Source organism: Saccharothrix sp. AJ9571 (assembly GCF_021725495.1).
GTDB lineage: Bacteria > Actinomycetota > Actinomycetes > Mycobacteriales > Pseudonocardiaceae > Amycolatopsis > Amycolatopsis magusensis.
This window is the reverse complement of sequence record NZ_CP091382.1, coordinates 1,191,952-1,214,926: the sequence shown is the minus strand read 5'-3', so window position 1 is coordinate 1,214,926 and position 22,975 is coordinate 1,191,952. Positions and strand designations below refer to the sequence as shown.

Annotated in this window: 20 protein-coding genes; 8 read left to right on the top strand and 12 right to left on the bottom strand. The window is 69.4% G+C overall.

The window, feature by feature from the left end:
- The first annotated feature begins 269 nt into the window (after positions 1-269).
- Positions 270-3,761, top strand: a complete 3,492-nt coding sequence (gene dnaE / locus L3Q67_RS04735; protein ID WP_499191428.1) for a DNA polymerase III subunit alpha — start codon at positions 270-272, stop codon at positions 3,759-3,761.
- Positions 3,762-3,836: 75 nt separating this feature from the next.
- A complete protein-coding gene (gene ligD, locus L3Q67_RS04730; RefSeq protein ID WP_499188373.1) occupies positions 3,837-4,817 on the top strand; it encodes a non-homologous end-joining DNA ligase in 981 nt (326 codons plus the stop codon).
- Between the two features lie 4 nt (positions 4,818-4,821).
- Here ligD and L3Q67_RS04725 read toward each other — a convergent pair whose 3' ends face one another.
- The 4 genes from L3Q67_RS04725 to L3Q67_RS04710 all read right to left on the bottom strand — a co-directional run bounded on the left by L3Q67_RS04725 (position 4,822) and on the right by L3Q67_RS04710 (position 8,180).
- On the bottom strand, positions 4,822-5,403 hold the full coding sequence (locus L3Q67_RS04725) for a dihydrofolate reductase family protein (RefSeq protein WP_499188372.1): 582 nt from the start codon (positions 5,401-5,403) through the stop codon (positions 4,822-4,824).
- Positions 5,404-5,467: 64 nt separating this feature from the next.
- Positions 5,468-6,289, bottom strand: a complete 822-nt coding sequence (locus tag L3Q67_RS04720) for a helix-turn-helix domain-containing protein (protein WP_499188371.1) — start codon at positions 6,287-6,289, stop codon at positions 5,468-5,470.
- Between the two features lie 108 nt (positions 6,290-6,397).
- Positions 6,398-7,300, bottom strand: coding sequence for an aminoglycoside phosphotransferase family protein (locus L3Q67_RS04715; protein WP_499188370.1), 903 nt, complete (start codon positions 7,298-7,300; stop codon positions 6,398-6,400).
- 139 nt (positions 7,301-7,439) lie between these two features.
- On the bottom strand, positions 7,440-8,180 hold the full coding sequence (locus tag L3Q67_RS04710; RefSeq protein ID WP_499188369.1) for an SDR family oxidoreductase: 741 nt from the start codon (positions 8,178-8,180) through the stop codon (positions 7,440-7,442).
- A gap of 103 nt (positions 8,181-8,283) precedes the next feature.
- Between L3Q67_RS04710 and L3Q67_RS04705 the strand changes: the two genes are divergently transcribed.
- Positions 8,284-8,754: an RrF2 family transcriptional regulator gene (locus L3Q67_RS04705; RefSeq protein ID WP_499191427.1), complete on the top strand. Its 471-nt coding sequence runs from the start codon at positions 8,284-8,286 to the stop codon at positions 8,752-8,754.
- Here the strand turns inward: L3Q67_RS04705 and trxA are convergent.
- From trxA to L3Q67_RS04690, 3 genes are read right to left on the bottom strand one after another with little or no spacing between them, the layout of a single operon-like run.
- Positions 8,703-9,071, bottom strand: coding sequence for a thioredoxin family protein (gene trxA / locus L3Q67_RS04700; protein WP_499188368.1), 369 nt, complete (start codon positions 9,069-9,071; stop codon positions 8,703-8,705). The genes L3Q67_RS04705 and trxA overlap by 52 nt on opposite strands.
- Positions 9,068-9,466, bottom strand: a complete 399-nt coding sequence (locus L3Q67_RS04695; RefSeq protein ID WP_499188367.1) for a MerR family transcriptional regulator — start codon at positions 9,464-9,466, stop codon at positions 9,068-9,070. The genes trxA and L3Q67_RS04695 overlap by 4 nt, the downstream gene beginning before the upstream one ends.
- 28 nt (positions 9,467-9,494) lie before the next feature.
- Positions 9,495-10,121 carry a TetR/AcrR family transcriptional regulator gene (locus tag L3Q67_RS04690; protein WP_499188366.1) on the bottom strand — a complete coding sequence of 209 codons (627 nt, stop codon included), beginning with the start codon at positions 10,119-10,121 and terminating at the stop codon, positions 9,495-9,497.
- Between the two features lie 83 nt (positions 10,122-10,204).
- Between L3Q67_RS04690 and L3Q67_RS04685 the strand changes: the two genes are divergently transcribed.
- Positions 10,205-11,695: a flavin-containing monooxygenase gene (locus L3Q67_RS04685; RefSeq protein ID WP_499188365.1), complete on the top strand. Its 1,491-nt coding sequence runs from the start codon at positions 10,205-10,207 to the stop codon at positions 11,693-11,695.
- Between the two features lie 113 nt (positions 11,696-11,808).
- On the opposite strand, the gene L3Q67_RS04680 is transcribed toward L3Q67_RS04685, so the two are convergent.
- Positions 11,809-12,753: a helix-turn-helix transcriptional regulator gene (locus tag L3Q67_RS04680; protein WP_499188364.1), complete on the bottom strand. Its 945-nt coding sequence runs from the start codon at positions 12,751-12,753 to the stop codon at positions 11,809-11,811.
- A 63-nt stretch (positions 12,754-12,816) separates the two neighbouring features.
- On the opposite strand from L3Q67_RS04680, the gene L3Q67_RS04675 reads away from it, so the two are divergent.
- The gene (locus L3Q67_RS04675) at positions 12,817-13,992 is read left to right on the top strand and encodes an epoxide hydrolase family protein (RefSeq protein ID WP_499188363.1); all 1,176 of its coding nucleotides are present in this window, start codon (positions 12,817-12,819) and stop codon (positions 13,990-13,992) included.
- A 1-nt stretch (position 13,993) separates the two neighbouring features.
- Positions 13,994-15,073: a winged helix DNA-binding domain-containing protein gene (locus L3Q67_RS04670; protein ID WP_499188362.1), complete on the top strand. Its 1,080-nt coding sequence runs from the start codon at positions 13,994-13,996 to the stop codon at positions 15,071-15,073.
- 271 nt (positions 15,074-15,344) lie between these two features.
- Here the strand turns inward: L3Q67_RS04670 and L3Q67_RS04665 are convergent, their stop codons facing one another.
- A complete protein-coding gene (locus L3Q67_RS04665) occupies positions 15,345-15,806 on the bottom strand; it encodes a preprotein translocase subunit SecD family protein (RefSeq protein WP_499188361.1) in 462 nt (153 codons plus the stop codon).
- 306 nt (positions 15,807-16,112) lie between these two features.
- Here L3Q67_RS04665 and L3Q67_RS04660 point away from each other — a divergent pair, with 306 nt between their 5' ends.
- Both L3Q67_RS04660 and L3Q67_RS04655 read left to right on the top strand, forming a co-directional pair.
- Entirely contained in the window at positions 16,113-16,940 is an 828-nt protein-coding gene (locus tag L3Q67_RS04660) for a nitroreductase/quinone reductase family protein (protein WP_499188360.1), read from the top strand.
- 313 nt (positions 16,941-17,253) lie between these two features.
- Positions 17,254-17,655 (top strand): hypothetical protein, encoded by a 402-nt coding sequence (locus L3Q67_RS04655; RefSeq protein WP_499188359.1) that lies wholly within the window; start codon positions 17,254-17,256, stop codon positions 17,653-17,655.
- Positions 17,656-17,777: 122 nt separating this feature from the next.
- Here the strand turns inward: L3Q67_RS04655 and L3Q67_RS04650 are convergent, their stop codons facing one another.
- Genes L3Q67_RS04650 through L3Q67_RS04640 form a run of 3 tightly spaced genes read right to left on the bottom strand, consistent with a single transcriptional unit; the run spans position 17,778 to position 22,921 of the window.
- On the bottom strand, positions 17,778-18,854 hold the full coding sequence (locus tag L3Q67_RS04650; protein ID WP_499188358.1) for a LacI family DNA-binding transcriptional regulator: 1,077 nt from the start codon (positions 18,852-18,854) through the stop codon (positions 17,778-17,780).
- A gap of 9 nt (positions 18,855-18,863) precedes the next feature.
- Entirely contained in the window at positions 18,864-20,339 is a 1,476-nt protein-coding gene (locus tag L3Q67_RS04645) for a radical SAM protein (protein WP_499188357.1), read from the bottom strand.
- Entirely contained in the window at positions 20,339-22,921 is a 2,583-nt protein-coding gene (locus L3Q67_RS04640) for a glycosyltransferase (RefSeq protein ID WP_499188356.1), read from the bottom strand. Before L3Q67_RS04640 ends, L3Q67_RS04645 begins: the two co-directional genes overlap by 1 nt.
- Positions 22,922-22,975: the final 54 nt, after the last annotated feature.

Genomic DNA, 22,975 nt, shown 5'->3' with positions numbered 1-22,975 from the left:
TCTGCTCCGGCGAGACTCGCACAAGCGGGCGAAGACCAGACCGGTCGAAAGTATGGTGATCCGCCGACCAAAGTGCTGCGTACCCGGTGAATCGGCAACCTGGGTCCGGCCTGCGATGACAACCACCGGTTGTCCATGTTCGGTGTGTCGGTTGTTGGACAGCGGCTCTTGGGCTCGGGTCGAATGCGTGGGCCGGATTCCGCCCCCACAACCACTGGGAGTCGACCTTGGATTCTTTCGTTCATCTGCATGTGCACACCGAGTACTCGATGCTGGATGGTGCGGCGAAGATCGCGCCGTTGTTCGCGGAGGCGGCTCGGCTGGGGATGCCGGCGGTGGGGATGACCGACCACGGCAACATGTATGGGGCGGATGAGTTCTACCAGCAGGCGCGCAAGGCGGGGATCACGCCGATCATCGGGATCGAGGCGTATGTGGCGCCGGAGTCGCGGTTTCACAAGAAGCCGGTGTTCTGGGGTCAGTCGAACCAGCGTGGGGCGGATGAGCTGGGTGAGGGTGGTGATGTCTCGGGTGCGGGTGCGTATACGCACATGACGATGCTGGCGGAGAACGCGGCGGGGTTGCGCAACCTGTTCAAGTTGTCGTCGCTGGCGAGTCTGGAGGGGTATTACCGCAAGCCGCGGATGGATCGGGAGTTGATCGCCGAGCATCATGAGGGGATCATCGCCACGACGGGGTGCCCGTCGGGTGAGGTGCAGACGCGGTTGCGGCTGGGGCAGAAGGCCGAGGCGATCCAGGCGGCGTCGGATTACAAGGATATTTTCGGGGCGGGCAACTTTTTCCTGGAGTTGATGGATCACGGGTTGCCGATCGAGCGGTCGGTGCGTGAGGGTCTGCTGGAGATCGGTAAGCAGCTGGGTCTGGCGCCGCTGGCGACCAACGATTCGCACTATGTGACGCAGGATCAGGCGGATACGCACTCGGCGTTGTTGTGTGTGCAGGCGGGGAAGACGCTCAATGACCCGAACCGGTTCAAGTTCGATGGTGATGGTTACTACCTGAAGTCCGCGGCGGAGATGCGCCAGTACTGGGACACCGAGGTCCCCGGGGCGGCGGACTCCACCCTGCTCATCGCCGACCGCATCCAGTCCTACGAGGACGTTTATGCCCACCGCGACCGGATGCCGAAGACCGAGGTTCCCGACGGGCACGACGAAGCGAGCTGGCTGCACAAGCAGGTCATGGACGGCCTGGCCTGGCGCCTGCCAGGGGGTGTGCCGGAGCCGTACCGCGAGCGGGCTGAATTCGAGATCGACGTGATCACGCAGAAGGGCTTCCCGGCGTACTTCCTGATCACCGCGGACCTGATGCGCCACGCCCGCGAAGTCGGCATCCGCGTCGGCCCCGGTCGCGGGTCGGCCGCCGGTTCGCTGGTCGCCTACGCGCTGGGCATCACGAACCTGGACCCGATCGACCTCGGCCTGCTGTTCGAGCGGTTCCTCAACCCCGAGCGCGTCTCGATGCCGGACATCGACATGGACTTCGACGACCGCCGCCGCGGCGAGATGATCCGCTACGCCACCGACAAGTACGGCGCGGACCGGGTCGCGCAGGTCATCACCTTCGGCACCATCAAGACGAAGGCGGCGATCAAGGACGCCGCACGCGTCCACTATGGACAAGCGGGCTACGGCATCGCCGACCGGATCTCGAAGGCGCTGCCACCGCCGGTCGCGGCCAAGGACATCCCGCTCGGCGGTATCGTCGACCCCCAGCACGAGCGGTACGCCGAGGCGGCCGAGGTCCGCGCGCTGGTGGAGACCGACTCCGAGGTCTCCGCCATCTTCGAGACCGCCCGCGGCCTCGAAGGGCTGATCCGCAACGCCGGCGTGCACGCCTGCGCGGTGATCATGTCGGCGGAACCGCTGGTCGGCACCATTCCGTTGTGGCGACGCGACGACGGCTCGATCATCACCGGGTGGGACTACCCGTCCTGCGAGGCCATCGGCCTGCTGAAGATGGACTTCCTCGGCCTGCGCAACCTGACCGTCATCGGCGACGCCATCGACAACATCAAGGCCAACCGCGGCGAGGACATCGACCTCGACACGCTCAAGGTCGACGATCCCGCCACCTACGAACTGCTCGCGCGCGGGGACAGCCTCGGAGTGTTCCAACTGGACGGTGGGGCGATGCGGGACCTGTTGCGCCGCATGCTGCCCACCGGGTTCGGCGACATCATCGCGGTGAACGCGCTGTACCGGCCGGGCCCGATGGCGATGAACACGCACAACAACTACGCCGACCGCAAGAACGCGCGCCAGCCGATCGAGCCGATCCACCCGGAACTGGCCGAGCCGCTGCGGGACATCCTCGCCGAGACCCACGGCCTGGTGGTGTACCAGGAACAGATCATGCAGATCGCCCAGCGGGTCGCCGGGTTCTCCATGGGCCGGGCCGACGTGCTGCGCCGGGCGATGGGCAAGAAGAAGAAAGAGGTGCTGGAGAAGGAGTTCGAAGGCTTTCAGGCGGGGATGCGTGCCAACGGTTTCTCCGACGAAGCCGTGCAGGCGTTGTGGGACACGATTCTGCCGTTCGCCGGGTACGCGTTCAACAAGTCCCACGCGGCCGGGTACGCGCTGGTCGGCTATTGGACCGCGTACCTCAAGGCGAACTACACCGCGGAGTACATGGCCGCGCTGCTGACCTCGGTCGGGGACAACAAGGACAAGTCCGCGATCTACCTGTCCGAATGCCGCCGCCTCGGGATCAAGGTGCTGCCGCCGGACGTCAACGAATCGGTGGTGCGCTTCGCGGCTGTCGGGGACGACATCCGCTTCGGCATGGGCGCCGTGCGCAACGTCGGGACGAACGTGGTCGAGTCGATCATCAAGACCCGGGAGGAAACGGGGAAGTACTCCTCGTTCACCGACTTCCTGGACCGGTCCGAGTTGGTGGTGTGCACCAAGCGCGTGCTCGAATCGCTGATCAAGGCGGGTGCGTTCGACTCGCTCGGCCACACGCGGCTGTCCATGGTCCAGGTACACGAAGAAGCCGTGGAAGCGGTGGTGCCGCTCAAACGCCGTGAAGCGATGGGCCAGTTCGACCTGTTCGGCACCGAAGCCGGGCCTTCTTCGTCACCGCTGACGCACCTGCGCTTCGGTGAGGACGAATATCCGCGCAGGCAAATGCTCGGCTACGAACGGGAAATGCTCGGGCTCTACGTTTCCGCGCATCCGCTGGACGGCGCGGAAGCCCTGTTGCGCAAGCACGCGAAGAAGCCGATCGGCGCGATACTGGCCGACCCGCCGCGGGAGGGTGAGCTGATCGTCGCGGGCCTGATCACCGCGCTGGAGCGGCGGGTCAACAAGAAGGGCGAGCCGTGGGCGATCAGCACGGTCGAGGACATCGACGGATCGCTGGAAGTGCTGTTCTTCCCGAAGTCCTACGCGTTGTTCTCGGCCGAGCTGACCGAGGACAACCCGGTGGTGGTCAAGGGCAGGGTCAACTGGCGGGAGGGCAAGATGTCGGTGTTCGGCGCGGGCGTGGATCCGCTCGACATCTCGAACCTGAGCGAGGAAGCGCCGCTCGTGGTGCGTGCGAGCGCCGACAAGCTCGATCGCGAGGTGGTCGGTGAGTTGAAGTCGGCGCTGCTCGCGCACGCGGGGGACACCCCGGTGCGGGTCGAACTGGTCGCCGGGCAGCGAGTCCGGCGGTACGCGCTCGACGACTACCCCGTCCGGCTCAGCTCGATGCTGCTCGGTGAGCTGAAGGGCATCCCGGGGATCTCGGTCGCCTGATCACCCGGTCGGTTTCGAGCGGGCGCGGAATGGGCCATCCGGGTTACCTTGAGTTCGAGGGAACGGAGGGCGGAGATGGCGGACTCCCACGTACCGGCGGCCGTCGAGCCGATGTTGGCGCAGGCCGGGACCCTGCCCGACGACTCCGGTTACGTCTACGAGTTCAAGTGGGACGGTTACCGTGCGTGCTTCCGGGTGGGCGCGGATGGCGCGGTCCGGCTCAACAGTCGCAGGGGGAACGACGTCACGAGCGAGTACCCCGAACTGGCAGGCGGCCTCGGCGACATGCTCGCCGGGCGACCCGCCGTGTTCGACGGCGAAATCGTCGCGCTCGACGACGGGGGCGTGCCGGACTTCACCCTCCTGCAGAACCGGCGCACCCGCCGCCACTCGCTCAGCTTCTTCGCCTTCGACCTCCTGCACCTCGGCGGCGACACCCTCCTGGACCGCCCCTACCGCGAACGGCGTGACCTGCTCGTCCAGTTGCAGCCAGGGGATCCGAACCTGTTCGCCATCCCGCCCGCCTACAGCCACGCCGACCTGTCCGCCACCGGCCTCACCCCGCAGGGCCTGCTCGACGTCGCCCGTCAGTCCAAACTGGAGGGACTGGTCGCGAAGGCAGGGGACGCCAGGTACCACCCCGGACGCCGCAGTCCGGAGTGGATCAAGCACGCGCTGATCACCACGCAGGAGGTGGTCCTCGGCGGCTGGCGCCCCGGTGAAGGCCGCCGGGCCGGGACGCTCGGCGCGCTCCTGCTCGGTGCCCACGACGACCGCGGCGACCTGCGCTACCTCGGTGACGTCGGCACCGGCTTCACCCACGAAACCCTCGACGACCTGCACACCCGCCTGCGCGAGCTCGAACGCAGGACCAGTCCGTTCGCCGAGCAGGTGCCGCGCGACCGGGCCAAGGGCGCGCACTGGGTCGAGCCCCGGCTGGTCGGCGAAGTGGTCTACCGGCGGTTCACCTCGGACGGCCGCCTGCGGCACACGGCGTGGCGAGGCCTTCGCCCCGACCGGGATCCGGCCGAGGCGAAAGTGCCTCTATCGCGGTGATCGGTCAACGGCGTACCCGATAGCGCAGGTGAAGCACCCGGTTGCCCTGGATGACCACGTCAGGATCCTCCAACAGGTGCTGCGCGTCGACCGACCCGAAGTAGCGCTTGCCGGACCCGAACACCACGGGTACGACGTCCATGCGCACCTCGTCGACCAGGCCGGCGGCCAGCGCCTGGCCACCGACCTCGCCGGCGGCGACCTCGACCAGGCGGTCACCCGCGAGCTCCTGCGCCTTGGCCACGGCTGCCTCGACGCCGTCGACGAAGTGGAACGGCGCCTCCGGGTCCCAGCCCTCGGGCGCCGGCCGGTGCGTCACGACGACCACGTGGTCGATCCCGCCCGGCGGCTTCCCGTCCCAGCCGTCCGTCATGTCGAAGACGTGGCGGCCGACGAGCGTCACCCCGATCTGGTCCCAGTACGGCCGCGTGTAGTCGTAGGACGTTTGCGACACCTTCACCTCGCCGCTCTCGTCCAACGGGACGTCACCGCCGGACAACCAGTCGAACAGCGGTCCGGGCTGGTCGTTCTCGTCCGCGACGAAGCCGTCCACCGACACCGAGCTGTACATGACTACCTTGCCCACGGGGCTCTCCTCTGCTTGGGTGCCGCCAAGTTAGCGTGTCGTGAGCCGTCGCTCTTGTAAGAAATCAATCGGCGGGCAGCGGCCAGCTGTCCAGCACGTGGCCGGGGTGTTCGCGCAGGAACCGCCGCCGGACTTCGATGTACCGGGTCGGCGTGAGCCCGGTGAACGCCCGGAACTCGTGGCCGAAGTGGGCCTGGTCGAAGTAGCCCGCGCCACCGGCGAGCTCGCCCCAGTCGATCGGTCCGGCGGGGTCGATCGAGAACACGGTGGCGGCGAAGCGGTAGGTGCGGGCCAGCCGCTTCGGCGTGACGCCGATGAGCTCCTTGAACCGCTGTGCCAGATGAGTGCTGCTGACACCGGCTGCCACGCTCAGGTCGCCGATCGCCACCGCCCCGCTGGTCGCCGCGATGACGCTGCTGGCATGGCGGACCAGTCCCAGGCCGGCGGTTTCGCCCAGCCGTCGCAGCAGCTCCTCCTCGAGCAGCGTCAGCATCTCGTGCGGTCCGCCCGCCGTGGCCAGCCGGTCTCGCAGCTCGGCAATGGCCGGACGGCCCCAGACCTGCTCCACCGTCACCAGCCGGTCGCGCAGCTCGGCCGCGGGCATCGGCAGGAACGGCGCCAGTCCCCACGGCTTGAAGTGCACGCCGACGGACCGGGTCCGGAGCGGGTAGCCGAACTCCAGCGCGCGGGTGGGCACGGTGACCACGCAGCCGTCGGCGTACTCGGCCGTCTCGATGTCGGTGCCCGCGCGGATGCGGAAGGGCGCCCCGAGGTTGACGATGAGCAACGCCGACGGCATCGGCGGCAGCATCAGCCGGGCGTACGGCGGCGCACCCTCCAGGTAGTAGAGGTCGTCGATCAGCCCGTCCAGCGGTGGTCTCGGCACTCTGGACACGTACTCCACGCCCACAGCATCGCCGACGCCGATCCCGGATGGGCGCCCGACCACGAAATGCCTCACCGCGGAACGGCCCACCTGCCGCTCAAGGTCCCGTCATGACCGCTCGCCGAGCGCTTCGGCGATCGCGAGCTGCACCGGTTGCAGCGCGGTCTCCCCGTCCTCGATGTCCCACAGCGCGTTCTGCAGCACCCGGGCCATCGACCAGGCGTAGGCGCGCCGCCGGTCCAGGCCGAGTGCCTCGGTCAGCAGGTCGAACCGGCGCAGCACCGTCCCCGGCACGTCACCGGAGGCGACCACGTCGTCCCACCGGTTGTCCAGCGCGGGCAGCAGGTCGAAGCCCGGATCACCGGCGAGCGGTTCCGGGTCGATGGCGAGCCACTTCTCCCGCGCACCGGCGAGGATGTTGTCGTAGTGCAGGTCCCAGTGCAGCAGCCGGTCACCCGGCTCGCCGAGCACCTCGGCCACCACGCCGGCGCACCGCTGGACGAGCCGTCGCTCGGCCGGATCGCGCAGCGCGGGCACGGCGTCCGGGGTCTGGTCGAGCATCGCGGCGGCCACGTCGGCGAGGCGGCGCATGCCCGCGGGGGCGGGCACCGCGGTCAGCCGCGCGAGGAGTTCGGCGAGCACGGTGATCGCCGTGGTGTCGTCCGGAACCGCGGACAGGGGCCGGGTTTCGTCCAGGCGTTCCAGCAGTTGCGTGCTGGTGGGCGGGTCGTACTCGAGCAACTGGACGACGCCGTCACCGTTCCACGTCCGCAGCGCGAGCGCGGTGCCCGCGTTCTCCTCGGTGGGTGGCTGCAACTTGAGCGCGGCGGGAGTGCCGTCCGCGCGGACCACCGGCAGCACGAGCGAAGCGCAACCGTGCCAGGTGGGACCCTCGCGGCGCAGGGACCAGCGGCCGAGGAAATCCGTGACCAGGCGGGGAAGCGCGGCGAGCCACTCCGGGTGCTCGGCACCGTGGGACTGGACGAGCTGCTGGGGCACGTCGATGTTCATGGGACTCCTTCGTCGGATCTTTTCGGGTGCGTGACGAAGGAGGTACTGGGGGTGCCCGGCTGCCGGGCCAGCGTCAAAGCATGCCCCCACGGTACCGAAAGGGCGGGTGCCGCGCGGGTGCCCGCACTCGAAGCCGCCGCTAGCGACCGGCCCACTTGTCGTAGGTGATGCCGCCGAGGCGGGGGTTCTCGCCTGGCCGGAGTGACTGGTCGTCGATCACCGCGCCGAAGTAGCCGGCCGCGTCGTCGGCCACCACTTCGCGAGGATCTCCTTGGCGGCCAAGGTGTTCCCGCACGAGGTCGGCCAGGCCGCGTGATTCGGGACCGCCCAGTTCGACCGTGCCGTTCGCCGGGTCGGCCAGCACGACGTCGGTCAGGGTGGCGGCCACGTCCTCGGCGGCGACCGGCTGGAACAGGGCCCCGGACAGCCGGACCGCGGATCCGTCCGTGCTCGTGGCGGCGATGCCGTCCAGGAACTCGAAGAACTGGGTGGCGCGCAGGATCGAGTACGGCACGCCCGAGTCCTTGATCAGCTCCTCCTGGGCGACCTTCGCGCGCATGTATCCGCTGTCCGGCAACCGTTCCGCGCCGACCACCGACAGCGCCACGTGGTGCCCCACGCCTGCTTCGGCCTCGGCGGCGAGCAGGTTGCGCGTGCTCGCGGTGAAGAACTCCAGTACCGCGGTGTCCTCAAAGGACGGTGAGTTCGAAACGTCGACGACGACCCGCGTGCCCTTGAGCGCCTCCGCCAGTCCCTCGCCGGTGAGCGTGTCCACCCCGGTGGACGGCGCCGCCGGGACCGCCTCGTGCCCGCGCGCGGTCAACTTCTCCACCAGCTTGCCGCCGATGAGCCCGGTACCGCCGATGACCACGATCCTCATGGCTGACTTCCGTTCGCCTTGATCTCGGACACTTGTTGTCCGGGTTGAGGTCGATACTACTCGGACAACTCGTGTCCGGGTCAAGTAGGCTGGCCGGGTGAAGATGTCCGGCGGAGTCGAATGGGCGCTGCACTGCTGCGTGGTGCTGACCGCCGTCGACCACCCGGTCCCGGCGGCGCGACTGGCCGAATTGCACGACGTGTCGGCCAGCTACTTGGCCAAGCAGTTGCAGGGCCTGTCTCGGGCGGGGCTGGTCCGCTCGGTGCAGGGGCACGCCGGCGGGTACGTGCTCACCAGGGCACCGGCGGAGATCACCGTGCTCGACGTGGTGGAAGCGGTCGACGGCGCGCGCCCGGCGTTCACCTGCACGGAGATCCGGCAGCGCGGGCCGTTGGCCGCCGCACCCGAAGCGTGCACGCGGCCGTGCGCGATCAGCCGCGCGATGTCCGCGGCCGATCGCGCTTGGCGCGAGGCGTTGCGTGAAGTGACCATCGCCGACCTGGCGCACCAGGTCGGCGAGGACTACGAAACCGACGCGCTCGGCGGCATCCGCCGCTGGCTGTCGGCCGGTTGAGCGAGCACTGCGTCCAGTTCGGCGAGCAGCTTGGCCTTCGGCTTCGCACCGACCAGTGAACGCACCGGGACACCGTCGCGGAAGAGGATCAGCGTGGGTAGCGACATCACCTGGTAGTTCCGCATGGAAAGCGGGTTTTCGTCGGTATTGAGCTTGCGGATGGTCAGCGAACCGGCACGTTCGGCGGCGATCTCCGCGAGCACCGGCGTGATCATGTGGCACGGCGGGCACCATTGCGCCCAGAAGTCCACCAGCACCGGCCGGTCGTGGCGCAGCACGGCCTCGTCGAAGGTGGCGTCGGTGATGGTCTCGATCATGTGTGTGCCTCCCGGTCGTCGGTCACCCGGCAGGGGTCCGGCTGCCGCGCCACCGCCGCGGTCAGCTTGGCCAGCAGGTCGGCCCGCACCGAGTTGAGCCGGTCGAGGCAGGCGTCCACCTCGGCCAGTTTGCGTTCGTAGACCTCGATCGAATCGGCGCACGAGTCACCGGCCGAGTGCCCGGACCGCAGGCAGTCGACGAAGGGCCGCGTGTCGTCCAGCGAGAGCCCGGCCGCCTGCAGCGTCCGGATCTCGCTGACCAGCCGGACGTGTTCCTCGCCGTAGTCGCGGTAGCCGTTGGCCGTGCGTGGCGCGTCGAGCAGGCCCTGCGCTTCGTAGAACCGCAGTGCGCGCGTCGTCGTCCCGGCTTTCTTGGCCAGTTCGCCGATTCTCATGAGCCGACGGTAAACGTTGACGCCTGCGTCAAGGCAAGATGAGCCGCTCGGTGAGGTTCGCGCCGATGCCGGCGAACTCGGCGACCAGTTCGCCCTCGGTCAGTTCGACCGCGCCGGTGAGCCAGCCGTGCAGCACCTCGTGGATGCCGCCGATGAGCAGCAGCGCGGTCGCCTCCACGCGGGCCCGCGCGGGCGTCCCGCTGAGCGCGAGCACCTGTTCGGTGATCACCGCGGCGAAGGTCCGCACCACCTGGGCGCGGTGCTCGCGGAGCAGGTCGGAGGTGAAGCACTCGACGTAGGCGCGGGCCTGGCGGGGATCGGCGACCATCGCGCCGATCATCGGGCGGAGCGCCGCGGCGTACCGGGTGGCGACGTCGGCGTCGGCGGGCACCTCGCCCGCCGCCCGCAGGACCTGCTCGCTCACCCGCCCGGCCAGCTCGTCGAACAACGCGATGAGCAGCTCGTCCCGGTTGGCGAAGCTCTCGTAGAAGTACCGCTCGGTCAGCTTGGCGCGGCGGCAGACGGCGGTCATGGTGAAGCCGTCGCGCCCGTGTTCGCCGAGCACGTCGAGCGCGGCTTCGAGCAGCTGACCGCGCCGGGTGGCACGCCGGTCCTCGGCGCTGACCCCGCGGAACGGGCGGACGACGGGAGGCATGCCCCCATCTTGACAGACGTACCGGTCAGGTGTGAGCCTCTGTTGACAGGACGCCCTGTCAGCTACGCCGGTCGGGAGTGACGATGACGCACTACGAGGTGATCGTGGTCGGAGCCGGGTTCTCCGGAATCGGCGCGGCGATCAAGCTCCGCGAGGCGGGGTTCGAGGACTTCCTGATCGTGGAGGAGGGTGACGGCGTCGGCGGGGCCTGGCACTGGAACACCTATCCGGGCGTGGCCGTGGACATCCCGTCGTTCAGCTACCAGTTCTCGTTCTACAAGCGTGACGACTGGTCCCGCGTCTACGCGCCGGGCGACGAATTGAAGAACTACGCCGAGGACTGCGTGGACCGCTACGGCCTGCGCGGCAGGCTCCGGCTCGGCACCCGGATCACCTCGGCCGAGTTCGACGAGGCCCACGACCAGTGGAAGCTCGGCACCTCCGGCGGCGACCAGGTCACCGCGCGGCACGTGGTGGTGGCGACCGGCGTGCTGACCCAGCCGAAACCGCCCGCCATCGACGGGCTGGACGACTTCGGCGGCACGCTCATGCACACCGCGCGCTGGGACCACGGCGTCGACCTGCGGGGCAAGCGCATCGCGATCATCGGCACCGGCGCGTCGGCGGTCCAGGTGATCCCGTCGATCGCGGAGGCGGTGGCGCACCTGACGGTCTTCCAGCGCACGCCGATCTGGTGCCTGCCCAAACCGGACGCGCGGCTGGCCCGCCCGCTGCGGGCGGCGCTGCGTCGGGTGCCGGGCGCGAAACGGCTCACCCGGGTGCTCAGCCAGGCCTACGTGGAGGCCAACTTCCCGGTGGCGGCGCACTTCACCGGCGTGGTCCCGGTGGCGAAACTGGGGGAGAAGCTGGCCAAGCGGTTCCTGCGCAAGGAGGTCGCCGATCCGGTCGTCCGCGACAAGCTCACGCCGCGGTACGCGCTCGGCTGCAAGCGCCCCAGTTTCTCGAACGAGTACCTGCGAACCTTCAACCGCGACAACGTGTTGCTGGAAACCTCGGGCATCGACCGCGTGACACCCAAGGGCATCCGCACGGCCGACGGGGTCGAGCACGAGGTCGACGTGCTCATCCTGGCCACCGGGTTCAAGGTGTTCGAGTCCGGCAACATGCCGCCGTTCGCCACCACCGGGGTGGGCGGCACGGACCTGGAGTCCTGGTGGGACACCCACCGTTTCCAGGCGTACCAAGGGGTCAGCGTGCCGGGCTTCCCGAACCTGTTCATGATCCTCGGGCCCTACGGCTACAACGGCGCCAGCTACTTCAACCTGATCGAGACGCAGAGCAGGCACATCGTGCGCTGCCTGACCGAAGCGCGGCGGGCGGGCGCGACCCGCGTCGAGGTGACGCCGGAGGCGAACCGGGAGTACTTCGAGCACATGCTCAGCCGCCGTCCGCAGCAGGTGTTCTTCCAGGGTGGTTGCGGGGACGCCAACAGCTACTACTTCGACAAGCACGGCGACGTGCCGTTCCGGCCGTCACTGACCTTGGAAACCATGTGGACCAGTGCGCGGTTCGACCTCAAGCACTACCGGTTCGCCGGGAACAAGGGGTCCTAGTGTCCTGCGCCTAAATTCGTTGCGTATGTGCGGATTTTCGGCTGGCTCGTACTGGTCGGCCGGTGGCCGCCGTGGTGTTGACCGGCGAAGAGCGCGGTTGACCACCGCGTGTCTCAGGCGATGGCGCGGCCGAAGCGGTCGATGAGCTTCCGCAGGTGCTCGGCGAAGTCCGGTGAGTCCACGATGTCGAAGTCGACGTCGAGCAGGCCCAGGTAGAGCGCCAGGTACTCCAGCGTGTCCGCGCCTGCCTTGAGCAGGCAGTGGTGCTCATCGACGGCCTCGACCACCACCGCGGGCGGCACCTTGGCGGCGACGGCCGACGCCGGGGCGTGCACGCGGATCGTCGCGTGGTGGCGCCACAGGGCGGCGCCGACGCCGCGCTGGAGGTAGTGGACGACACCGCCTTCGGGGGGCTGCCGAGGGGCGAATCGACGGCCGTTCGGGGTTCGCGGGCGGATCCGGTCGACGCGGAAGGTGCGCCAGTCCTGGCGGTCGACGTCCCAGGCGACGAGGTACCAACGGCGGCCCATGTGCACCACGCTGTGCGGCTCGGCCTGCCGCCGGGACTCCGAGCCGTCGTGGTTGGCGTAGTCGAAGCGGAGGGTCTCGCGGTCGCGGCAGGCGCCTGCGAGGACCGTGAGCACACCCGGGTCGACGGCCGGGCCCGTGCCCCGGACGGCGATGGTCGAGGTCTGCAGGGCTTCCACCCGGTGCCGTAGCCGCGAGGGCAGCACCTGTTCCAGCTTCGCCAGCGCGCGCACCGACGTCTCCGCGATGCCCTCGACGCCCGCCGCGGTGCGCAGGCCGACCACGATCGCGACCGCTTCCTCGTCGTCGAGCAGCAGCGGTGGCATGGCCGCCCCGGCGCCGAGGGTGTAGCCGCCGGAGACGCCCGGGGTCGCGTCGACCGGGTAGCCGAGGCCGCGCAGCCGGTCCACGTCGTTGCGGATGGTCCTGGTCGTGACGTCGAGGCGGTCCGCGAGTTCGGGGCCGGTCCAGGTGCGTCGCGCCTGCAGGAGGGACAGCATGCGCAGCAGTCTCGCCGAGGTGTCCGTCATGAAATCCGATCCTGCCGAGTAATGCGGAACGATCCTTTCCGCGATTACTGGGAGGGTAGCCCCATGAGCGAAAACACCGAGATCACGCCCTTCCGCATCGCCATCGACCAGGCCGAGCTGGACGACCTCGCCGACCGCCTCGGCCGCACCCGCTGGCCGAGCGACCCGGGCGCGGGCTGGAGCCGCGGCGTCCCGCTGGACTACCTCAAGGACCTCGCCGCGTACTGGGCCGACGGCTTCGACTGGCGGGCCCAGGAGCGCGAGCTGAACGCGTTCCCGCAGTACCTGACCGAGATCGACGGCCAGCGGATCCACTTCCTGCACGTCCGCTCCCCCGAGCCGGACGCGCTGCCGCTGGTCCTCACGCACGGCTGGCCGAGCTCGCCGTTCGAGTTCCGCCGGGTGATCGCCGGGCTGACCGACCCGCGCTCGCACGGCGGCGACCCGGCCGACGCGTTCCACGTCGTCATCCCGTCTCTTCCCGGCTACGGCTTCTCGACGCCGGTCCACGGCCAGGGCTGGGGCAACCTGTTCCGCGTCGCGCAGGCGTGGGTGACCCTGATGGACCGGCTCGGGTACGAGCGGTTCGCGGTGCACGGCACGGACGCGGGCGCGGGCGTCGCGGGCGCCCTGTCGATGCTCGCCGCGCACCGCGTCGTCGGCGTGCACCTCACCGGAACCAGCGCGGGGATGCCGTTCGGCCCCGCCGTCGAGCTGGATGAGCTGTCCGATGAGGACCGCGAGCGCGGCGAGCGCTTCAACCGGTTCCAGGCTGACGGGCTCGGCTACCTGCACCTGCAGGCCACCCGCCCGCAGACGCTGGCCTACTCGCTGAACGACTCGCCCACCGGGCAGTTGGCGTGGATCGTCGAGAAGTTCGCCGAGTGGACCGACCCGGCCGCGGCCCGGCCCGACGACGCCGTCGACCGCGACCACCTGCTGGCCCTGGTCAGCCTGTTCTGGTTCACCGGGTCCGGCGCGTCCTCGGCGCACGCCACGTACGAGGGGATGGCGGCGTGGCGCCAGATGACGGAGTCCACCGACGGCTGGGCAGGCGAGATGCCTCCCGCCCCGCCGCGCGGGATCGCCGTCTTCGCGGGCGACACGACCATCCGCGCTCTGCAGGACGGTCCGCTGGAGCACTGGTCGGAGTACGACGCGGGCGGGCACTTCCCGGCGATGGAGGTCCCCGAGCTGCTCACCGGCGACCTCCGCGCCTTCCTGCGCGAGCACCGCTGACATGGCGGCCGAAGTCCTCACCCCGCGGGCGCTCAACCGGGCGACCCTGGCCCGCCAGCTGCTGCTCGACCGGGCCGGCCTGCCCGCCGTGACGGCGGTCGAACGGCTCGCCGGGCTGCAGGGGCAGGCGCCGGACGCGCCTTACGTCGGCCTGTGGTCGCGGCTGCGGGACTTCCAGCCCGACGCGCTGGCGAAGCCGCTGGCGGACCGGGAGCTGGTCCGGGCGCTGCTGATGCGGGGAACCGTTCACCTCGTCACCGCCGAGGACTGCCTCGCGCTGTGGCCCGCGATCAGCCCGGTGCTGGAACGCGGCCTGCGCGGGCACTACGCGAAAGACATCGCCGGGCTCGACGTCGCCGCCGTCGCCGAAGCGGGGCGGGCGCTGCTCACCGGGCGCCCGCTCACCCGCGCCGAACTCGGCCGGGCGCTCGCGGATCGGTGGCCGGGCACCGATCCCGTCGCGCTCGCGTACGCCGTCAGCTATCTGGTTCCGACCGTCCAGGTGACCCCGCGCGGCCTCTGGCGGCAGAGCGGCCCGGCCGCGCACACGACGATCGACGCCTGGCTGAACCGCCCGGTCGACGCGGGCCTGCCACTCGACGAACTGGTGCTGCGCTACCTCGCCGCGTTCGGACCCGCGACGGTCCGCGACGCCCAGGTCTGGTCGGGGCTCACCCGGCTCACGGAGGTCTTCGACCGCCTGCGCCCGCGGCTGCGCGTCTTCGCCGACGTCACCGGCAAGGAGCTGTTCGACCTCCCGGACGCGCCCCGGCCGGACCCCGACACCCCAGCGCCGCCGCGGTTCCTCCCCGAGTACGACAACGTCCTGCTGTCCCACGCCGACCGCACCCGCGTCATCCCCGACGGCCGCCGCGTCCCCCTCCCGCCGGGCAACGGCGCGCGCCGCGGCACCCTCCTCATCGACGGCGAGTTCCGGGGAACCTGGAACGTCGACCGCGCGACGTTGGTCATCGACTCCGCCGAGGTGGACGCCGTCGCCGAGGAAGGCGCTCGGCTGCTGGACTTCCTCGCGCCCGGCTCAGCGCACGCGATCCGGTTCCGAGCAGGCCCGATCAGCTGACCAGGATCTGCGGGGACAACGTCTTGAGCATCGCGTTCGTCCGCTTGAGCCGGCACAGGGTCTGGGGGTGGCAGCCCTGCGCCGGCTCGCGTGGCCGGGGGTACACGGCGCCTGGTGCCGGCGGTCGGCGTCTGGCGACATCCTGATTGGACCTGCCGTCAGCGCAGCTCACCACGATCCGACACCGCTGCGCCAACGCCTGCGACGACTTCGCCCGCCGCGCCCAGCGCGTCAGCGTCTCAACGAATTTCAGGCGCAGGACACCAGCGCGTCAGTTCCCGCCGAGCGCGGTGGCGAGTGCTTCGGCGTCCTCCTGGGAGAACTTGCCGGTGATCTGGATTTCCCCGCCGGTGATCGGCTGCTGGATCGACGGCGCCGACTGCACGACGCCGTTGGCCACGATCGCCACCTGCTGCCCGACCTGTTCCTGGGTCAGCTTCCCGAACTTCTCCGCGAGGTCCGACGGCAGCGCGACGTCGACCACCCACCCGGTTATCTCGGGGCGGTAGCTCGCGCTCACCTCGGTGAACCGGTCGAGCACCAGCGCCACCGGGCCCACTTCGTAGGACATGCCCTGTTTGTCGGGCAGCGTGGTGCCGCCGCCCGGGGTGACCACCCGCAGTTCCACGGGCGTGCCCGCGGTGAACACCGGCGCCGGGGTGGCGTCACCGGGGACTTCGGCGGAGCAGGCCGACAGGACGAAGGCGAGCAGCAGCAGGGGCAGCAGGCGCATGGGACGACCCTAACGGGGCGGTTGCCAGTGCGGCAGGCGTTGCTCTAAAGTCGTGATCGTGACTGCCGGGTCGGCCTTGGGCCAAATTCGAGACGGGTTCCCGGCCGAGGCGTGAGCGCTCGGCGGGCGAGAGCCCCGCCGCCTCCGTTTCCTTCTCCTTTCTTCCTTTCGCGTGATTTCCGTTGCCGTGCGCTGAAACCCGCGCGCGTGCTGAATCCTGCCTTTTCTCCTCCGCCCTTCCGGCGGTACTTCGTCGTGCCCAAAACCCTGTGCCAAAACCTGTGCCCAAAACCCTTGAGGAGTCACATGCCCAACGATTTCAACCTGCCCGTGATCGAAGAGTTCCGTGCCAACGGCGGCCGTGTCGGCGGCTATTTCGAAGGCGCCAGACTGATCCTGCTGACCACCACCGGCGCGCGCTCCGGCAAACCGCACACCGTGCCGCTCGCCTACCTGCCCGACGGTGGCGAGCGCGTGCTGATCATCGGCAGCGCCGGTGGTTCACCGCGGCACCCGGCCTGGTACCACAACCTGCTCGCCGATCCCCGTGCCACCGTCGAGGACGGCGTGTTCACCTACGAAGCCGAAGCCACCGTGCTTTCCGGGGAGGAACGTGACCGCGTCTTCGCGCGTGCCGCCGAAGCCGACGAAGGGTGGCGCAACTACCAGTCGATGACCACCCGCGTACTTCCCGTGGTGGCACTGGAAACCGTGTCCGGCGGCCCGCCGAACGCGTCCTCCCCCGGCGCCGCCCTCAAGCTGGTGCACGACGCGTTCCGGCGCGAGCTTTCGTTGATCCGCAAGGAGTTCGCGGATTCGGGGGCCTCGCTCGGGGTGCAGTTGCGGATGAACTGCCTGACCCTGTGCCAGGGGCTGCGCAACCACCACGCCGGGGAGGACACCGCGATCTTCCCGTACCTGGCCGACCGCTACCCCGAAATGGCCCCGACGATCGACCGGTTGTCCGGCGAACACGAGAAGATCGCGGCGCTGGTCGCCCAACTGCAGGCGGTCATCTCGACCGAGGGCGCCGAGCCGATGACCGTCCTGCCGGAGGTCGAGCGGCTCACCGAGGAACTGGAACGCCACCTGGCTTACGAAGAAACCCAGCTGATCCCGCTCCTGGAGAGCTGACCACGGCGCCGATGTCACGAATGTGGCTTTCGGGACGTTCGATGTCTCGAAAGCCACATTCGTGACAGTCCTGAGGTGGCTTCCGAGGTGTGAATTGACGAATATTACTTTTCGCGGGCGTCGCGAAGTCTTCATGGTCGTACTCTGCGCAATGTGCGGTGTGCGGCGCTCTGCCAAGGTGGTGAAGATGCTCCTCCTTCGGGTGATGGCCGGAGAGATCCGCGAGGTTCGGGAGTTTCCGCTGTAGCAGCGTGTTCGGCGCTGGAGCGGAAAGGTGGTGGGTATGCCCCTCTTGATGGTCCCACTCGGCATCGTGGCGGTTTTCCTGGTGGTGGTGATCATCGCGCTGGTGATCACGACGTTCTTCCTCGCGTACCGGTCGTACCGGAAGGCGAAGTCGATCGGCGCTTGCGTTCCGCCCGTGCCGGAGTTCGGGCCCGAGACCGACGGAGGTGTCCCCGACCTGGCGACCCAGCTCGCCATCTACATGCGCTGGCTGGAGGAGTCGCACAACCACAGCCTCAACGTGAATGGTCAGGCGGTCGCCCTCGCGACCACGCACCTGCAGCGTGCGATGGTGGACGAGATCACGAAGCTGATCAGGAAGTTGAAAGAGCTGGAAGAACGTAGTGGTCGTTCGCAGCGCAACTGGGGATTGGCCGGCATCGTGATCGGTGCGGCGCTCACCTTGCTCACCTTCTGGCTCGCCAAGTAGGCGTTCCGACCGCGCGTCGCTGCACGCTCGAGTCGGAGGTCGATGGCCATGATCCCGCCGTGGATCCCCGTGGCCGAGCGCGCGGTCCACGGTCCTCCGGCACCACGCACGTCGAAGCGGACCTACGCCGGTCCGGTTGAGCCCCGCACGATCAGCTCGGTGTCCAGCACCACCGGCTGCTTCACCGGGCGCCCGGCCAGCAGGTCCAGCGCCATCCGCCCGGCGGCCCGGCCCTTGCCCGCCAGGTCCTGGCGCACGGTGGTCAGCGCGGGCGTGGCCCAGCCCGCCTCGGCGGTGTCGTCGAAGCCGATCACCGACAGGTCGGCGGGCACACGCAGGCCCAGCTCGCCTGCCGCGGCCAGGGTGGCGATCGCCAGTTCGTCCGACATGCACAGCACGGCCGTCGGCCGCGGGGTCGACGCCAGCACGGCCCGCGCGCTGACCTGGGCCTCGGTCCGGGACAGGCCCGAGGTTTCCCAGATCGGCACCGACGCGGGATCGATGCCCGCCGCGGAGAGCGTGTCGAGATAGCCGATCATGCGCTCGCGGTTGTCGCGGAATCGGCTGCGCACCGCGTCTTCCACGGACAACGGACCACCGCGGGGTGCGGAAAGGCATTGCGCCGACAGGATTCCGAACCGCCGGTGCCCCAGGTCGAGCAGGTGCCGGGCAGCCGCAGAGGCGCCGCCGCGGTCGTCGATACCGGCCACCGCCGCGCCCGGAACGACCGGCTGGTCGATCACCACAAGCGGCAGCCGCCGCTGCTTCACCGCCTTGAGCGCGGGCGCGCCGTCCGCCAGCGAGTACGCGACCGCGAGATCGGCCTGCGCGGCGAGCACCCGGTCGGCTCGCGGGCCGCCGTCGTCCCCGCCGGGCAACAGCAGCAGCGCGTAGCCCTCGGTGTCCACTTCGGTGGACAGCGCGTCCAGCGTGATCGACAGCGCCGGATCGGAGAAGGCCGCGCGCAACGGGGTGTCGAGCATGAAGGCGATCGCGCCGGTGCGGCTGGTGGCCAGGCTGCGCGCCACCGGGTTCGGCCCCGGGTACCCGAGGCGGCGAGCCACCCGCAGGACCTCTTCGCGCAGGTCGGCGGACAGCTGGTCGGGCCGGTTGAACGCGTTCGACACGGTCGCCCTGGACACACCGACGGCCTCGGCCACGCTGTCGAGCGTCGGCTTCCGCTTCCGGGGGGCAGGCACCCCGGTAGCTTACGGTGACAGCGCGGGGACGGCGTCCAGCTCGGTGTTGATGACGGCCTCCACCAGCACCTCGCCGTCCGGGGTCAGCTCGACGCGCCCGGCCTGTTCGTCCACCCGCAGCAGTCCGCGTTCGGCCAGTGAGTCGAACTGCGCGCGCCACGGCTCGGCGAGCAGCGAACTGCCGGGGAACCGGCGCCGGTGCAGTTCGTCGTCGAGCGGCTGCAATGTGGACAGTGCCATCTTGATCGCCCGCGCTTCCTGCGCGGCGGCGGAGAACCCGGTCGCCGAGCCGAGCGGGATACGACCCGCCTCGACCGCCTCCGAGTACCGCTTCCAGTGCACGTCGGTGATGGCTTCCGAGGCGCGGCAACTGGAACTGCCGCCGAGCCCGATCGCCACCTCGGCCTCCTGCCGGTGCTGGTCGACCATGATGGACTTCCACTTCTCCGGGCCGAGCCCGTCCCTGGCGAAGTACATCGTCGGGTGCTCGGTGTACCCGCCCGCGCGCAAGCCCTCGGTGAGCACTTCGCGCATCTGGTACTGCTCACCGAGCGGCGGCCAGCGGTGCCCGTCGCGGACCAGCCGGTCACGGTAGTCGGGCAGCTGCCAGGCGGCGGGCTGCACCCCGGCGACGCCGGTGCGGGTGTCCGTGTAGGACTTCAGGTGCAGCTTGGTGCAGACCACCGCTGTCGGTTGTTCGGCGAGCACGATGTCCAGGTCGCGCCGCACGCTGTCCACGGTCTGGTCCAGCAGTCCGTACATCAGGTCGATGCTGATCCACTCGAACCCGGTGCGGTGGGCGTTGCGGATGAACTCCACGCACATCTCGGCGCTGTGCTCGCGACCGGACTGCCGCAGCACCGGGTCGTCGAAGGACTGCACACCGCTGGACAGCTTGGTGCACCCCAGTTCGGCGAGCAGTTCGAGCTTGTCCGGGGTGAACGTGCTGGGGTCGCCTTCGAACCGGATCGTCGTCTCGGGGCCGAAGCCGAAGTTCTCGCGGTAGAACTCGAGCAGCCGGCGGATCGCGTGCTTCGGCAGCAGCGACGGCGTGCCACCGAAGACGTTGAACTCGCCGACCGGCGCCGAGGCCAGCGAGGGGACCTGCTCGAGCCAGAGTTCCGCCTCGCGGATGTTCCAGTCGACCCACTGGCTCGCCTTGGCGTCGGTCACCTCGGGACTGCCCTTCACCAGCACCACCGGGTACTGGCAGAAGCGGCAGCGGTAGGCGCAGGTCGGGATGTAGGACCACAGGTGGATGGGCGCCGAGCCGGCCAGTTGCGCGTCCAGATCGGCCAGGAAGGACTCGGGGGAGTAGTCCGGTTCGTTGCCGGGGAAGACGTGCGCGCCGAAGGGGTCCTCGACCACGTACTCCAGCAGGTGCCGGTTCTCCGGTGCCGAAAGCGCGCCGAGCACGGCGGGTTCGGGTGCCGTGGGATCGGTCTGCCGCAGCGAAGCCAGGGCCTGCTCGTAGCTCATCGTCATCAGAACACCCCTCCGTTGCCGAAGTAGTTGTGCGCGTCCCCGGATTCGCGGTCCTCGCAGTAGTACTTCACGAACTCCGCGAACCGCTCCGGTGGCACGTCGTCGAAGCAGGACGGCAGCGGCGGCGGGTGGCCGATGTCCGCACCGACCGTGGCACGCAGGCGGGCGAAGATTTCGTCGGCGAACTCGAAGTACAGGCGGTAGCAGGGCGTCTTGTACGAGTGGATCGGGGTGAAGTCGACCACCCGCATCTCGTCCTTGAGCTCGGCGATCCGCCTGCCGAGGCGGTCGGCCAGGTCCGCGCCGAAGAACTCGATCACCGCGTCGTCGTCCAGCAGCGACGGGGTGAGCAGTACCGGCAGGATGGTGTTCTTCGGCGTGAAGTCCTTGATGGAGAACTCCCACGCCTGGAGCGCTTCCGCTTCGGTCAGGTCGCTTTCCCTGGCGGGCCGCGGATCCTCGACGCGGATGTCGCGCATCACGATGATGCCGTCCGAACCGTAGGCGCGGCCGGTGATCACCTCGTCGATGGCGTGGTCGACCCGCCGCGGGTTGATCTCCACCCGTGACTTCGGCGCGTACGCGATCTCCTCGCCCGAGCCGCGGACCTTGATGCCGAAGTCCCAGTCGTCGGAGAGGTGGTTGACGAACTTCCCGTCCTGCAGCTGGTAGAAGATCTCGATGCCGCCGACCCGGTCGTAGGCGTCGCGGTCCACGGCGAAGCCCTTGCCGTCGGGGAATCCGCCGAACAGGGCGAAGGTCACCGCGCGGCAGCGCAACGTGCGGGAGATCGCGTCCCACAGCCGAGGCCGCCCGGTGAAGTGTTCCGGCGAATAGTAGTAGTCGCAGACGCCGATGGCGGCCTTGCTCGAGTCCATCGCGGCCGCCAGTTCGGCCAGCCAGTCCGGGTCGACGCGGCAGTCGGCGTCCGCGGAGACCAGCAGGAACCGCTCCTCGGCGGCGGACCCGCGGTTCTTGCTCCGCTCACTGGCGAAGTCCATGCCGGTCCGGCGCGCGCACGCCACGCCCTGCTCCGGCTCGGGCACCACGTGCACGGCCAGGTCCGGGTGCTCCTCGGCGAACCGGCGGGCGATGTCCACTGTGTCATCGGTGGAGTTGTTGTCCACCAGCACGACCTCGTACGCCGACCGGTCGATGCCGCGCTGCCGGTACAGCGAGTCCAGCACCGACGGCAGGTTCGCCGCCTCGTTGTACACCGGCAGCACCACGCTGATCCGGGTGCGCTCGTCCATCGGCGCCAGGAACAGCCGGTCCAGCAGGCGCTCGGCCCGCCCTTCGCCGAAGTGCCGCTGACCCAGCGCGTAGTTGTGCTCCGCCATCTTCGCCCGTTTCGTCTCGTCCGTGAGCAGTTCGGCCACCTCGTCCACAAAGGACGCGGTGGGCAGGTCGTGCCGGCGCACGTCCAGCACCGGTGCGCGGAAACCCTTGTCGCCGTAGACCGTCTCGTACAGTTCGTAACGGCTGGTCACGTACGGCACGCCGGAGGCGATGGCCTCGCCGATCGGGTTGCCGTAGCTCTCGTAGTCGTAGGAGGTCAGGAAGGAGACCAGCTGCGCGTGGGCGAGGAGATCTCGCACGGAGTAACCAGGTCTGCCGACCTCGGCGTCGTGCGGGGCGAGGCCGCCGCCGAAGGTCACGCGGTCGCGCACGCCGAGTTCGGTGGCCAGTTCGGTGAGTCTGGTGAATTCCCCGGGGTTTTCTCCCGGTTCGCCCGCCACGAAGAGGTGGACGCCGGGCAGCGCGGCGATCAGGTGCAGGTCGCGGTCGATGCGCTTCTGCGGCACGATCCGGGTGAACCGCGCGATCAGCGGCGCGTGCTCGGGAATGCCGTGCTCGGCGCGGAAACCGGCGTTGTGCTCGTCCACCACGGCCAGCCGGTGGGTGAAGGTGTTCGGCAGCACGCTGAGCTGGCGCAGGTGCGGCGCCCAGGCCAGCGTCCGGCGCCGGGCCTCCTCGTGGAGGGCGGCGTAGTGGATGAACGGGCTGTTCACCGGCTGCGGGGTGTGCGGATAGGGGAATTGCCCGTACTTGCCGCTGCTCGGTTCGCTCTGCCACATCAGGTCGTGATCTCGCCAGAGCACGAAGCAACCCAGCCGATGGCGGTTGCCGTATTCCTCGATCGCCTGGTAGAGCGCGCGCGTGTAGATGACGTTCTCCGGCAGCGTCCCATTCTCCACCAGTACGAAAGAAATGCCGAGTTCCGTCCACTTGGCGAGAATTCGGTCACGCAGGGTGGCGGTCACCGAATTCATCACCGACCGTAGTCGCGAGTCGTCGCCGCGGCCGATCACCTCACGCAGGACCGCGGTGACCAGCTCCGGTGTGTAACCGTCGATCCCTTGCACAGCTTCGATCCGGTCCAGCTCGATCCACTCGGGCAGCAGCTCGGCCTCGTCGGTGTAGGGGCGGAAGAAGGCGTTCTTGTCCGCCTTGATGTCGTAGCCGAGGTCGAGGTGCACCCGAATGCCCCGGTCGTGGAACAATCGCGCGGTCTTGACGAACTCGACGATCAATCCGGAGATCGGCGCACCGTCGAAGGATATTCCCCAGAGGGCTGTCATGGGCTCGCGCTCACTCCCCCTGGCATCGTCGGGCAACGTTGTCGTCGGGTGAGT